At 46.8% G+C, this 13,618-nt stretch carries 10 protein-coding genes; 9 read left to right on the top strand and 1 reads right to left on the bottom strand.

Annotated elements, in window-relative coordinates; translation table 11 throughout:
• Positions 1–24: 24 nt before the first annotated feature.
• Positions 25–822, bottom strand: a complete 798-nt coding sequence (locus LSG31_RS03090; RefSeq protein WP_347437945.1) for a pyrroline-5-carboxylate reductase dimerization domain-containing protein — start codon at positions 820–822, stop codon at positions 25–27.
• Positions 823–1,058: 236 nt separating this feature from the next.
• Here LSG31_RS03090 and rpoN point away from each other — a divergent pair, with 236 nt between their 5' ends.
• The 9 genes from rpoN to rnr all read left to right on the top strand — a co-directional run bounded on the left by rpoN (position 1,059) and on the right by rnr (position 13,331).
• Positions 1,059–2,429: an RNA polymerase factor sigma-54 gene (gene rpoN, locus LSG31_RS03085; RefSeq protein WP_347437944.1), complete on the top strand. Its 1,371-nt coding sequence runs from the start codon at positions 1,059–1,061 to the stop codon at positions 2,427–2,429.
• 188 nt (positions 2,430–2,617) lie between these two features.
• Positions 2,618–3,637, top strand: coding sequence for a sugar-binding transcriptional regulator (locus LSG31_RS03080; protein WP_347437943.1), 1,020 nt, complete (start codon positions 2,618–2,620; stop codon positions 3,635–3,637).
• Positions 3,638–3,691: 54 nt separating this feature from the next.
• Positions 3,692–4,702 (top strand): type I glyceraldehyde-3-phosphate dehydrogenase, encoded by a 1,011-nt coding sequence (gap, locus tag LSG31_RS03075; RefSeq protein WP_347437942.1) that lies wholly within the window; start codon positions 3,692–3,694, stop codon positions 4,700–4,702.
• A gap of 203 nt (positions 4,703–4,905) precedes the next feature.
• Positions 4,906–6,087, top strand: a complete 1,182-nt coding sequence (locus tag LSG31_RS03070) for a phosphoglycerate kinase (protein WP_347437941.1) — start codon at positions 4,906–4,908, stop codon at positions 6,085–6,087.
• A 12-nt stretch (positions 6,088–6,099) separates the two neighbouring features.
• Positions 6,100–6,864 (top strand): triose-phosphate isomerase, encoded by a 765-nt coding sequence (tpiA, locus tag LSG31_RS03065; protein WP_347437940.1) that lies wholly within the window; start codon positions 6,100–6,102, stop codon positions 6,862–6,864.
• Positions 6,865–6,975: 111 nt separating this feature from the next.
• Positions 6,976–8,523, top strand: a complete 1,548-nt coding sequence (gene gpmI, locus LSG31_RS03060) for a 2,3-bisphosphoglycerate-independent phosphoglycerate mutase (RefSeq protein WP_347437939.1) — start codon at positions 6,976–6,978, stop codon at positions 8,521–8,523.
• Positions 8,524–8,732: 209 nt separating this feature from the next.
• Positions 8,733–10,019 (top strand): phosphopyruvate hydratase, encoded by a 1,287-nt coding sequence (gene eno / locus LSG31_RS03055; protein ID WP_347437938.1) that lies wholly within the window; start codon positions 8,733–8,735, stop codon positions 10,017–10,019.
• Positions 10,020–10,074: 55 nt separating this feature from the next.
• The gene (gene secG, locus LSG31_RS03050) at positions 10,075–10,317 is read left to right on the top strand and encodes a preprotein translocase subunit SecG (RefSeq protein ID WP_347437937.1); all 243 of its coding nucleotides are present in this window, start codon (positions 10,075–10,077) and stop codon (positions 10,315–10,317) included.
• A gap of 230 nt (positions 10,318–10,547) precedes the next feature.
• Positions 10,548–13,331 carry a ribonuclease R gene (gene rnr / locus LSG31_RS03045; protein ID WP_347437936.1) on the top strand — a complete coding sequence of 928 codons (2,784 nt, stop codon included), beginning with the start codon at positions 10,548–10,550 and terminating at the stop codon, positions 13,329–13,331.
• Positions 13,332–13,618 lie beyond the last annotated feature (287 nt).

Here is a 13,618-nt window from a genome sequence, read left to right as displayed (position 1 = left end):
AACAAACATATTGAGAAAGTAGCTTTAGTGCTTATTGTGTTGGTGTTGAAACTCTTTCGTTGTTTCAAAAAGGTCATCAAACATTCCGGATACGGCCGGCCGCAGCACCTGCATGGCTGCTTCTGTAATGCCTCCAGGAACGGAAACTCGCTGGATCACTTGCGCTGTAGAAAAATTTTGATTTTTTACCAGATCGATCAAGCCTTGCAGCATTTCGACCGTTAAGTATTGTGCAGTTTCCGGGGAAAGTTGTCCGTGTCGAACGGCCGCCTGTGTAAATTCCTGGATGATAAAGCTATAGAATGCCGGTCCGCAGCTTGTGATGTCGGAACAAATGCGCAATTGCTCTTCTTTCGTTTCGAACGGTTGCCCGATCATACGCAAGAATGCCGACATCATGGCGCGGTCACTGTCTGTCATGCGGCTGCCAAACATCGTCAAAATCACGCCGCTGGCAGCTTCTTGTGTAATGCTTGGAATGATTTTTGTGACTTTGCAAGACAATGTACCTTCCAGTTCCTGTATGGTTAATGCACTATTTATGGAAATCAAATGCTGGTCGGGCAGCAGTGTGAATCCTAGCTCCGGCAAAAGTAAACGAGCGTCCTTCGGTTTGACGCAAAGAAACGTCAGGTCGCAGAGTGCAGCTACTTCTTGCGGGCGTTCCGCAATTTCCAAAGTTGGGAATGTTTCAACTAAATGATCGAGTTTTTCTCGACTTCGATTGCATGCGACGATTTGCAGATTTGGATCATTCCTGCGACTAAATGCCCGCACCAGCATGCTTCCCATGCTTCCGGTACCAATAAATCCTACACGCATGTTTATCCCCCCGATCCCAGAATTTGTCGTGTTGGATAGAAAACAATCACTAAGTTGTATGGATCTTCAGCGAATGACTCCATTTTCTCAATATAGTATATGTAGGCAAAATGCCTATGTGAATTTTTTTGGATACTTTTTCGTGCTATAATACCAGTAAATTAAAAATAGCTGCATATAGTGGATATATGTCGTTTATTTTGGTGAAGAGGATGGATGGGGATGCGGGTATGAACATGGGGTTTAATCTCCAACAAGAACAAGTTCAAAAATTAGTCATGACACCTGAACTCCGCCAAGCGATTACAATTTTACAATTTTCCGCACAGGATTTATTGTCGTATATTGAAAATGAAATGCAATCAAATCCGGTCATGGAATGGGCCGAGCAGGAAAGTACGGAAACTGCGGAAACTGCAGGGCAATGGGATTGGACATCAATTTCCCGACTACAGCGTCCGATACCATCCGAATCCATGCGAGCCTATTCGGAAGAGACAAAATCCCTTCTCGAAGGGCAAACGAAATTCGGCATTACACTGGCGGATCATTTATTTGAACAATTGGTCTTTGTTCGCTGTGAATCTGGATTCCGCCGTCTGTGTCAATATATTATCTACAGCTTGGATGAAAACGGTTACCTGAAAATACCGGATGAAGAGTTGGCGGATTTATGCGGGACGACCGTAGAGCAAATTCGGGAAGCGATTGATTTGGTGCAAACATTCGAGCCGGCGGGAGTGGCGGCCCGTTCCTTGCAAGAATGTTTATTGATTCAGGTTCGCCAATTGGATATCGATGCATCGACAGAATCCAGTCTGGAATGTTTGATTGAAGACCACTTGCGGGACGTCGCGGAAGGGAAATGGAATAAGCTCATCCAGACGCTGCATCTTTCCCCACAGCAATTGCAACAGCTGACGGATCTGCTAAAGTCATTGGACCCAAAGCCGGGCCGGGCATTTTCGGATTGTCGCCCTCCGTATGTGATTCCGGATGTCGCAGTGGAAAAAGTGTCTGATCAATATGTGGTGATTGTCAATGACCGTCTCGCTCCGCATTTGTGTATCAGTGAAACGTATCGAAAATTACTGAATACACCTGATGGGTCAGAGGCAAAAGAATTTATTCATCGCAAATTAACATCGGCCCTGTCGCTGATTAAAAGTATCGAGCAGCGCCGTATGACTTTGTACAACGTGACAAAAGCTATTGTTGATATCCAACAGGAATTTTTCGAATATGGAATCAGCCATTTGAAACCGTTGACGATGAGGCAAGTGGCAGATGTTGTCGGCGTTCATGAATCCACCGTTTCCCGGGCGACACACGACAAATACGTACAAACACCGCGAGGCATTTTCGAATTGAAATTCTTTTTTACATCGGGCATAAAAATGCAAAATGGTTTAGGCAATTCGGCGGAAAGCATCAAAGCGCAAATCAAAGATATTATCGACCGCGAAGACCCATGCAAACCGATGAGCGATCAAAAAATTGCGGATGTACTTGCTGGGCAGGGAGTCCCGATCAGCCGGCGAACCGTAACCAAATACAGGGAAGAAATGGGGGTTCTGGCTACAGCACAGCGGAAACGTTTGCTGTAGTCCCTTTTCCGTCATTCTTGATCCATCACTCTTGATGCTTGCCAAATTCCTTAAATACGATTAAAATAAAAATACAGAATTTCATTCTGTTATTTTTTTGTTGATAGTGGGACACAATACGCATACGCGGGACGTATTTCGTCCATAAGAATTAGCAAGCCGATCATTGGGAGGAAACTGACACTTATATGAAAGATCTCGTATCGATTCAGCAAAAATTGGTGCCGGATTTACTGCAGACTATGCAGTGGCGGTATCAAATTTTACAGCGGATCTTCTTGACTCAACCGATCGGAAGAAGAACATTGGCCCAAAGCCTGAATACTACGGAACGTATCCTGCGATCAGAAGTAGAGTTTTTTAAGCAGCAAGGGTTGCTCGCTGTCGAAAGTGTTGGCATGCACATAACGGATTCAGGTCTCTCCTTGTTGCGGGATCTCGATCAAGTCATGCGGGACGTAAGCGGCATCTCTTCATTGGAAGCGCAAGTGTCAGAACGCCTGGGAATTGACCAAGTGATTATCGTAAATGGCGACTCGGATGAAGATCCATTGATCAAACGGGAACTCGGCTATGCGACCGCCGTCTGGCTGCGGCAGGAAATTCGCTCCGGCGATACCATTGCGGTGACTGGCGGTACGACGATCGCGATGTTGGCGGAAATGATGCCCAGTTTGGCGCACGGTATGGACGTGCAAGTCGTCCCTGCCCGCGGGGGATTGGGCGAGAATGTGGAATATCAGGCCAATACGATTGCGTCTCGGCTCGCTGCAAAATTAGGCGGGACAAATAAAATGCTGCATGTGCCTGATTTTGTCAGTGAAGATGTATACCAGTCCTTATTGGCGGAACCCCATGTCCGGGAACGTTTGGCAATGATCCAGTCTGCTCGTATCGTCATTCACGGGATTGGGGAAGCGTTAAAAATGGCGCGACGCCGCCAATTGCCGGAAGAGACGATTCGGCTTTTGGACAGTGGCCATGCGATTGCCGAAGCATTCGGGTATTATTTTGACCAAACCGGGCAAATTGTACACGTAATGAATACTGTCGGACTGCGATTGGGAGATTTAAAGAAGATTGAACGAATTGTCGGAGTCGCCGGCGGACGCAGCAAAGCACATGCGATCGTCGCTGTAGCCAAAGGTTGCCGACAGGATGTTTTGGTGACAGATGAAGGGGCAGCTCGAGCGATTATTCAGCTGTGACAATGAAAAAGTTATTTTAGCGCACTATGCGCGTATCTATAGGAGGTAAAAAACATGGCAACTCGTGTTGGTATTAATGGATTTGGACGTATTGGACGCAATGTGTTTCGCGCAGCTTTAAACAACCCAAATGTGGAAGTTGTAGCGGTCAACGACCTGACAGATGCGCAAACATTGGCGATGCTTTTAAAATACGATTCCGTCCATGGTGAATTGCAAGCAGAAGTTGAAGCAAAAGACGGCAATTTGATTGTTGACGGTAAAGAAATCAAAGTATTGGCAGAACGGGATCCTGGAAATCTTCCTTGGAAAAAGCTCGAAGTCGACATCGTTGTGGAATCTACGGGGCGTTTCACAGATAAAACGCAAGCAGAAGCACACGTCACAAGAGGCGGCGCGAAAAAAGTGATCATTTCCGCACCTGCCAAAAACGAAGACATCACGATTGTCATGGGTGTAAATGAAGATAAGTATGACCCTGCACAACATACGGTTATTTCCAATGCATCCTGTACGACCAACTGTTTGGCGCCTTTTGCAAAAGTTTTGCATGAAACATTCGGAATTCGCCGCGGTTTAATGACAACCGTACACTCCTATACAAATGATCAGCAAATTCTCGATTTGCCCCATTCCGATTTGCGTCGTGCCCGTGCAGCAGGCTTGTCCATCATTCCTACGACAACTGGTGCGGCAAAAGCGGTAGCGCTTGTGCTGCCGGAATTAAAAGGAAAGTTGAACGGCTTCTCGATGCGCGTTCCGACACCAAACGTATCGGTTGTTGATCTTGTTGCAGATCTTGAAAAAGAAGCGACAGTTGACGAAATCCATGCAGCGTTACAAGCCGCGGCTGCAGGTCCTTTGAAAGGAATTCTGGCATACTGCGACAAACCGTTGGTAAGCAAAGACTTTAACGGCAACCCGCACTCTTCCATTATCGATGCTTTGTCCACAATGGTAATTGAAGGATCCATGGTAAAAGTTGTTTCCTGGTACGACAATGAGTGGGGCTACTCCAATCGCGTTGTTGACCTTGTAAGCTATATTGCCGGAAAAGGTCTATAAAATAAGCAACGGCTCCTTTTCAACGAGAGGATTCCAATAGAAGGCAAGTATGAGGAGAATGCGAAATCAACGTTCTCCTCTTCCTTTATGTAAATGTCAAAGTGAGCGAGCCTGAAATTTGACTGGCTGATGTTTCATTTGGCTCGATTTATTGGCAAACCTATGGTACATTTTCCAGTGTGAGAAAGAGGAGGGTTTCCTTTATGAACAAAAAGTCGGTTCGGGATATTGATGTACAGGGAAAACGAGTATTTGTACGGGTGGATTTTAATGTTCCGTTGGAAAATGGCAAGATTACGGATGATACGCGCATTCAGGCCGCATTGCCAACCATTCAATATTTGCAGCAGCAAGGTGCCAAAGTCATTTTGGCGAGCCACTTGGGGCGGCCCAAAGGAAAAGTGGATCCGGCGTTTTCTTTGCAGCCTGTAGCAGCGCATTTGTCACATTTGCTCGGCCAAGACGTGACCATGGCGGAGGACAGTGTGGGAGATACGGTAAAACATCAGGTCAATCAGATGAAGAACGGCGATGTTTTGCTGTTGGAAAATGTGCGATTTCATGGCGGCGAAGAAAAGAATGATGCGGATTTGGCCAAATCTTTCGCAGAGTTGGCGGATCTCTACGTCAATGATGCATTTGGTACGGCGCATCGCGCACATGCATCCACAGCCGGCATTGCGGAATATCTGCCGGCAGTTGCCGGGTTTTTGATGGAGAAGGAAATTTCCATTATGGGAAATGCCCTATCAGATCCGGAACGTCCTTTTACTGCCATTATCGGCGGAGCAAAAGTCAGCGATAAAATCACAGTGTTGGAGAATTTGATTGAAAAAGTGGATCAGTTGATCATCGGCGGCGGAATGGCCAATACGTTTTTGGCTGCACAAGGCTATCAATTGGGTAAATCCCTTGTAGAAGCGGATAAACTGGATCTTGCCAATACGTTGATTGAAAAAGCACGGGCAAATAATGTGATTCTCTTTTTGCCGGAAGATGTGGTTGTTGCGAAAGAGTTTAAAGCAGATACGGAACATAAAATTGTGGATATCGATCAAATTCCGGATGACTGGATGGCCCTTGATATCGGCCCGAAAACGAGTGAAACATACCGGTTGGCAATTGTTCGTTCGCAAACGGTGATTTGGAATGGACCCATGGGCGTGTTCGAAATGGATGCATTTGCAAAAGGGACCAATGAAGTGGCACAGGCAGTGGCAGAGACGGAAGGGGTTACCATTGTCGGCGGCGGCGATTCGGTAGCTGCCGTTGAAAAAAGCGGCTTGGCGGATAAAATGACACATATCTCTACAGGCGGCGGCGCATCTTTGGAGTTCCTGGAAGGAAAAGCTTTGCCGGGTGTAGAAGCATTGCAAGATAAATAAGGGGGACTGACAATGGCAACACGCACGCCTTTCATTGCTGGAAACTGGAAAATGCATAAAACACATGCGGAAGCAGCTGCCTTTATCGCAGCAGCGAAAGAGTCACTGGCAGCGACGCAAACTGTGGAATATGCGATTTGTGCTCCTTTCACTGCATTGCAGGCAGTCGCAGATGCTGCGAAAGGAACTGCGATCCAAGTGGGCGCACAAAATATGTATTTTGCTGAAAAAGGTGCATATACCGGTGAAGTTGCACCGGGAATGTTACAAGCGCTCGGCTGTGCATATGTGATTTTGGGACATTCGGAGCGCCGTCAATATTTTCATGAAACGGATGACATGATAAACAAGAAAGTACTTGCAGCTCTTGCACACGGTCTCAAACCGATTCTTTGCGTAGGAGAAGATCTGGAGCAAAGAGAACGCAATCTGACAAATGAAGTAGTTGCCGTACAGACAGAAGACGGCTTAAAGGGCGTGACTGCTGAACAGTTGGCAGATGTTGTAATCGCCTATGAACCGATTTGGGCGATTGGCACTGGCAGGTCATCGACGGCAGAGGACGCCAATGCGGTCATCGGACATATCCGGCAAGTATTGGCCCGGAAATTTGGCAATGAAGCTGCTGGCACGGTGCGGATTCAATATGGCGGCAGTGTAAAGCCGGAGAATATTGCGACATTTATGGCACAGCCGGAGATTGACGGTGCACTGGTCGGCGGTGCAAGCTTGGAAGCCGATTCCTTTGTGGCATTGGTGCAAGGTGCGCAAAAATAAAGAGCTTGCTTGCGTCAGCCGGCTCAAAGCTCAAAATTGCGAGATGAATCGTTGGAATTTGTTCATTGTATTTTCACGAATACAAATTGAATGGAAATAGGTGGTACAAAGATGACAAGACCAAAACCGGTAGCTTTGATTATCCTGGATGGCTTTGGATTGCGCAATGAGACGAATGGCAACGCCGTAAAAGCTGCGAAAAAACCAAATTATGATCGTTACTGGAACACATACCCGCATACGCAGCTCTTGGCAAGCGGGGAAGCAGTCGGACTGCCGGAGGGACAAATGGGCAACTCTGAAGTCGGCCATCTCAATCTTGGTGCAGGCCGGGTAGTGTATCAAGATTTGACTCGTGTCACAAAGTCGATTCGCGAAGGGGAATTTTTTCAAAATGAAACATTTCTTGGCGCGATGAATCACGTGAAACGACATGGCTCCGCTCTCCATCTGTACGGATTGCTGTCAGACGGCGGCGTTCACAGCCATATCAACCATTTGTTGGCGTTGCTTGAGCTGGCAAAGCGGCAGAATGTTGAAACGGTGTATGTTCACGCGTTTTTGGACGGACGGGACGTACTGCCTGGATCTGCTGTGACCTACATCAAACAAGTGCAAGAAAAAATGCAGGAATTGGGCATTGGGAAAATTGCTACTGTACAAGGCCGCTATTATGCAATGGATCGGGATCGTCGGTGGGAACGTACGGAGAAATCCTATCGTGCGATGGTATATGGAGACGGCGAAAAAGCGACAGATCCGCTGCAAGCGCTGGAAGACAGCTACCAAAAAAGTGTTACAGATGAGTTTGTCATGCCCGCAGTGATTGTGGATGCAGCGGGAAATCCGGTCGGCCAAATTCGCGATCATGATGCCATTATCATGTTTAATTTCCGACCGGATCGCGCCGTGCAAATTTCTCAGGTGTTCACAAATGAAGAGTTTCGCGGCTTTGATCGGGGCCCGCAATTTCCCAAAGATCTCTATTATGTATGCTTGACCCGCTTCAGCGAATCGGTGAGTGGATATGTCGCTTACAAACCGACGGATCTGGACAATACACTCGGCGAAGTTTTGGCGCAGAACGGCTTGACACAGTTGCGTGCTGCGGAGACGGAGAAATTTCCTCATGTCACCTACTTTTTCAGCGGCGGACGGGAAGCCGAATTTCAGGGGGAAGAGCGGGTTCTGATCCCATCGCCAAAAGTGGCAACGTATGATTTGAAGCCGGAAATGAGCGCATATGAGCTGGCTGATGCAGTCGTTGACAAATTGAAAACAGGCACCATTGATGTGCTGGTTCTCAATTTTGCCAATCCGGATATGGTCGGGCACAGCGGCATTCTGGAAGCGGCTGTCAAAGCGATAGAGGCGGTCGATGAATGCCTGGGCAAAGTGGTGGATACGATTCTCGACATGGGCGGTGTTGCGCTGATCACTGCCGACCACGGGAATGCGGATGTGATGATCGATCCGGAAACAGGTGCACCCTGTACGACACATACGACAAATCCGGTACCATTCATCGTTACACATAAAGATGTGCAACTACGCGAAGGTGGAGTATTGGCTGATATTTCTCCGACCATATTAAAATTGGTACAAGTGCCGCAGCCGAAAGAAATGACGGGACAATCGATTGTAGTCAACGAGATTTAATGGAAAGTCTCAAGTGAAAAATCCGGTTGGCAAGAGGCAGTGAGGTATTCTTTGGAAAGCGGGCAAGTAGGAGTTTCGAATCCCGTTTGCGGGCATTATTTTAATCGTTGAGTTCATTCGTGTCTTGAATCGGCAGTCATTCGATGGTATAGATGTAAGAGTGACAATGCCAATACGATACATAGTTCATTTTGGAAAGGATGAGTAATATGACAATCATTTATGATGTGCGTGCAAGAGAAGTATTGGATTCACGGGGAAATCCGACAGTGGAAGTAGAAGTAGAGCTGGAAAGCGGTGCGCTTGGACGGGCAATCGTTCCATCCGGCGCTTCCACAGGTGCATATGAAGCTGTGGAACTGCGGGATGGGGACAAAACCCGTTACCTGGGAAAAGGCGTGCTGCAGGCAGTCAAAAATGTAAACGAAGTGATTGCGCCTGAATTGCTTGGCCGCGACGCGTTGGATCAAGTAGGGATCGACCAAGCGATGATCGAACTCGATGGCACGGAAAACAAAGGGAAATTGGGCGCCAATGCGATTTTGGGTGTCTCCATGGCGGTGGCGCATGCGGCTGCAGAAGCCCTTGGATTGCCGTTGTATGTATATTTGGGCGGATTTAATGCGAAAACATTGCCTGTACCGATGATGAACATTTTGAACGGCGGAAAACACGCGGACAACAATGTGGATATTCAGGAATTTATGGTGATGCCTGTCGGTGCCGAATCATTCCGTGAAGCGCTTCGCATGGGTGCGGAAGTGTTTCATAACCTCAAAAGCGTATTGAAAGAAAAAGGCTTGAATACGGCAGTTGGCGATGAAGGCGGATTTGCTCCCAACCTGACTTCCAATGAAGAAGCGATCAAAGTGATCTTGACAGCGATTGAACGGGCAGGTTACAAACCAGGCCAAGATATTTTCCTCGCATTGGATGTCGCTTCCACGGAACTTTTCAAAGATGGCAAGTATCATTTGGAAGGAGAAGGTGTTGTTCGTACATCCGAGGAAATGATCGCATTCTATGAAGATCTCGTCGGCAAGTATCCGATTATTTCCATCGAAGACGGATTGGCAGAGGATGATTGGGAAGGTTGGGCAAAATTGACCCAGCGTCTCGGTGCGAAAGTCCAATTGGTCGGCGATGACCTATTTGTGACGAACACCAAGCGTCTGTCTTCCGGGATTGAGCAAAGTGTGGGCAACTCCATTTTGGTAAAAGTCAATCAAATCGGTACATTAACCGAGACATTTGATGCGATCGAAATGGCAAAACGCGCAGGGTATACAGCTGTCATTTCCCATCGCTCCGGTGAGTCGGAGGATGCAACGATTGCGGATATCGCTGTTGCGACAAATGCCGGGCAAATTAAGACAGGAGCACCTTCACGGACCGACCGGGTGGCGAAGTACAATCAATTGTTGCGGATTGAAGATGCTCTTGCATATACGGCAACATATGGCGGACGCCAGGCATTTTATAATTTGAAAAAATAAAGGGAATATGGTAAAGTATATAAGTCCATGCTGGATATGTAGGAGGTGACAGATCATGTTGACATTTGCTAAAATATTGTTAGTGATCATTGCGATTGTTTTGGTCGCTGTTATTCTCTTACAGTCAGGACGGAGCGCCGGTTTATCAGGAGCGATTATGGGCGGTGCGGAACAGATGATGGGCCGTAAAGCAAGAGGGCTCGATGCCGTGCTGATCCGTTTGACTACGATATTTGGCGTTTTATTCTTTATCGTGACTATGTGGGTTGCTTGGCTGGTTGCACATTCCCATATATAATAAAAAGATGAGATACCGTCTCAACTATTGAGGCGGTATTTTTTTACTTTCGAAAAGTATAAGGTTAACTAAGGCCTCGCCGAAAAACATGGCGAAGCCAAGTTTCCTTTATGTTTAGCAATTTTTTAATCCGTGTATACTATGATAGAGAAATGGAATTTGCCAAGCCATGGTGTTTGCACCCTTGCAAGTTTTTCATTTTCAGAATCGACAAGAAAGGGGGAGCACAGGTGATCACAGAAGAACAAGTTTTGGAGTTCATGCGTGAACAAGCGTACAAACCGTTGACCGTGCAAGAACTGGAAGAAGTATTGGAAGTTGTGTCTGCTGATGAATTGCGGCAATTTATGAAACTGTTGAACCAGATGGAAGAGCGCGGACAGGTGATACGTACACGTACGGACCGCTATGGGATCCCCGAACGAATGAATTTAGTGGTCGGAAAATTGCAGGCAAAATCAAAAGGGTTCGGTTTTGTCATATCAGATGAACCCAATCAGCCTGATTTATATGTAAGTGCAAGTGATATGAACGGCGCTATGCATGGCGACCGTGTCATGGCAAGGATTCAAAAGCAAACAAGCGGCCCGCGTTTGGAAGGGGAAATTATCCGCATTATCGAACGAGGAACATCCCAAATTGTCGGCACATTGACAAAATATCCGAAATACGGATTCGTAACTCCGGATGACAGGCGCTTTGGCAATGATATTTTTATATCAGAGGAAGATTTGAACGATGCCGAAGATGGACAGAAAGTCGTTGTCGATATCACCAAATACTCCAATGGAGTGAAGAATTCCCAGGGACAAATTGTAGAAATTCTCGGGAATCCCAACGATCCGGGTGTGGATATTTTGTCCGTGATCCGAAAATACGGGCTGCCGGAAGCCTTTCCGCCGGAAGTATTGGCAGCAGCGGAAAAGATCCCGACAGAGATTGCGGAAGAGGAGATCAGAGGCAGACGGGATTTGCGGAATCGCCGTATGGTGACGATTGACGGGGAAGATGCCAAAGATCTGGATGACGCTGTCTCGGTGGAACGTTTGCCGAATGGCAATTATCTATTGGGTGTGCATATTGCAGATGTGGGATATTATGTTCAGGAAGGTTCCGTTTTGGATAAAGAGGCGTATCGCCGCGGCTGCAGCGTCTATTTGGTAGACCGCGTCATACCGATGCTGCCACATCGGTTATCCAATGGGATTTGCTCCTTGAATCCCCAGGTGGATCGATTGACGCTTACGTGTGACATGGAATTTACACCGGATTTGGACATGGTTCGCCATGACATTTATCCAAGTGTAATTAAGACAAATGAACGAATGACATATACCAATGTGCGAAAAATTCTCATCGACCAAGACTCGGAACTGATCGAGCGCTATGAAGAATTGGTCGATGATTTTCGCATGATGCAAGACCTGGCGATGAAATTGCGGAATCGGCGCATGAATCGCGGAGCTGTCGATTTTGATTTTCAAGAGACCAAAATCATCGTGAATGAAGAAGGAAAGCCGGTAGAGATCAAAAAGCGGGAACGTTCCATTGCAGAACAAATCATTGAAGAGTTTATGTTGGCTGCCAATGAGACAGTGGCGGAGCATTTTTATTGGCTGCAGGTTCCCTTCCTGTATCGGATTCACGAAGATCCGGATATGGAAAAAATGATAAATTTCAATGAATTTATCCATAATTTTGGCTACCATTTGAAAGGCATCGGCAATCGCATTCATCCGCGGTCTTTGCAGGAAATACTGGATAAGGTAAAAGATACGCCGGAAGAACGAATTATCAGCACTGTTATGCTGCGATCTTTGCGGCAGGCCAAATATGCGGCTGAATCCGCTCGACATTTCGGTTTATCTGCCGAGTATTACACACACTTTACATCACCGATTCGGCGCTACCCGGATTTGGTGATACATCGAATTATCCGGGAAATGGTCTTGCACGGACGTTTGGGAGAAAAACGCCATCAATATTTGTCCGAACATATGGCGGATATCGCAAAACAATCCTCCGAGCGGGAACGGCTGGCAGTGGAAGCGGAACGGGAAACGGATAATTTGAAGAAAGTCGAATTTATGCTGGACAAAATCGGAGAAGAATTTGACGGCATCATCAGCGGTGTCACAGCATTCGGCATGTTTGTCGAATTGGAAAATTCCATTGAAGGGCTTGTTCATGTCAGCTATTTGAACGACGATTATTACAATTACCATGAGAAGCAGTATGCCCTTGTCGGTGAGCGTACAGGGAATATCTATCGGATTGGCGACGCTGTTCGAATTCGCGTCATCGGCGCAAGCAAGGAAACGATCACCATCGATTTCGAATTGATTACAGATGCCAAATCGATTCGACGGAAACGGCGCTATGAAGATACTCGGGCAGTCGCTTCCGATCGCAATGCCGACCGGGTATGGGACCCAACCCGCAAAGGCAAGAAAAAACGGGACAAGAAATATGACAAATCGACGGTTGTCACTATGCTGGAACCGGGATATAGCCGTACCAGAGGAAAAGGGAAACGAACAAATGAGCGTTCAAGTCAAACATCCAATCGACGGAAAAGACGCTCTGACGAGGAAAATTTTCTGAAGTACGGAAAATCCCAGGCAGCACCCAGCGATCGCCTTGGCCACACGGCAGATGACTATATGTTGGATCCATTTGGCAAGCGAAATGAAGAAGCGCGGCCGAAACGTGATGACAATGGGAAATCAGCAGCAAAACCTGCCATTGAAGATGCAAACCGCAAGACATTCAAAGAGGCAAAGGGAAAACGACGTTCGCTAAAAGAGCCTTTATTCAAAGTGGAAACAGCGGAAGAATTCGATTTGACGCAAAAATCCCTGGCAGACTGGGATGAAGAGTTTGGAGATGATTTTGCCCCAGTGCCAAATCCTTTGGAACAGCCAAGCCGTGAACACGGAAAGCGAAAAAGCCACAAATCAGGGCTAAAGAAAGTTGCCAAAATGGCGGCGAAGAAACGGAACCGCAAGAAGTAAGCCGGTGTGTTGCAGGTAGTTGCGTGTTCATGCAGACTGGATCTGTAAAAGTCCTAAGCCGTAAGAAATTGGTGAGGAATAAAAGGTAAGAAATAAAAGGTAAGAATAGAATTGGAAGCCAAGAAGTGAGTTGTAAAAGTGAATTGTAAAAGTGAATTGTAAAAGTGAGTTCGCTTTTGATTTGAAGCAAGGCACTTCATGATTGCAATGAATTGGTGGTCGTCTCAATGGTAAGATGCATAAACAATGAGATGTTTTGAGTAGGGGGCGATCACCGAAATGATGAA

Origin of the sequence: Fodinisporobacter ferrooxydans, assembly GCF_022818495.1 — a bacterium.
Lineage (GTDB): Bacteria > Bacillota > Bacilli > Tumebacillales > MYW30-H2 > Fodinisporobacter > Fodinisporobacter ferrooxydans.
This window is presented reverse-complemented; position numbering and strand designations above follow the sequence as displayed.

Excerpts from the sequence above, each read along its gene's own strand:
- LSG31_RS03070 (WP_347437941.1), top strand. The coding sequence starts at position 4,906 with ATGAACAAAAAGTCGGTTCGGGATATTGATGTACAGGGAAAACGAGTA.
- LSG31_RS03090 (WP_347437945.1), bottom strand. The coding sequence starts at position 822 with ATGCGTGTAGGATTTATTGGTACCGGAAGCATGGGAAGCATGCTGGTG.
- rpoN (WP_347437944.1), top strand. The coding sequence starts at position 1,059 with ATGGGGTTTAATCTCCAACAAGAACAAGTTCAAAAATTAGTCATGACA.
- gap (WP_347437942.1), top strand. The coding sequence starts at position 3,692 with ATGGCAACTCGTGTTGGTATTAATGGATTTGGACGTATTGGACGCAAT.
- gpmI (WP_347437939.1), top strand. The coding sequence starts at position 6,976 with ATGACAAGACCAAAACCGGTAGCTTTGATTATCCTGGATGGCTTTGGA.
- secG (WP_347437937.1), top strand. The coding sequence starts at position 10,075 with ATGTTGACATTTGCTAAAATATTGTTAGTGATCATTGCGATTGTTTTG.
- eno (WP_347437938.1), top strand. The coding sequence starts at position 8,733 with ATGACAATCATTTATGATGTGCGTGCAAGAGAAGTATTGGATTCACGG.
- LSG31_RS03080 (WP_347437943.1), top strand. The coding sequence starts at position 2,618 with ATGAAAGATCTCGTATCGATTCAGCAAAAATTGGTGCCGGATTTACTG.
- tpiA (WP_347437940.1), top strand. The coding sequence starts at position 6,100 with ATGGCAACACGCACGCCTTTCATTGCTGGAAACTGGAAAATGCATAAA.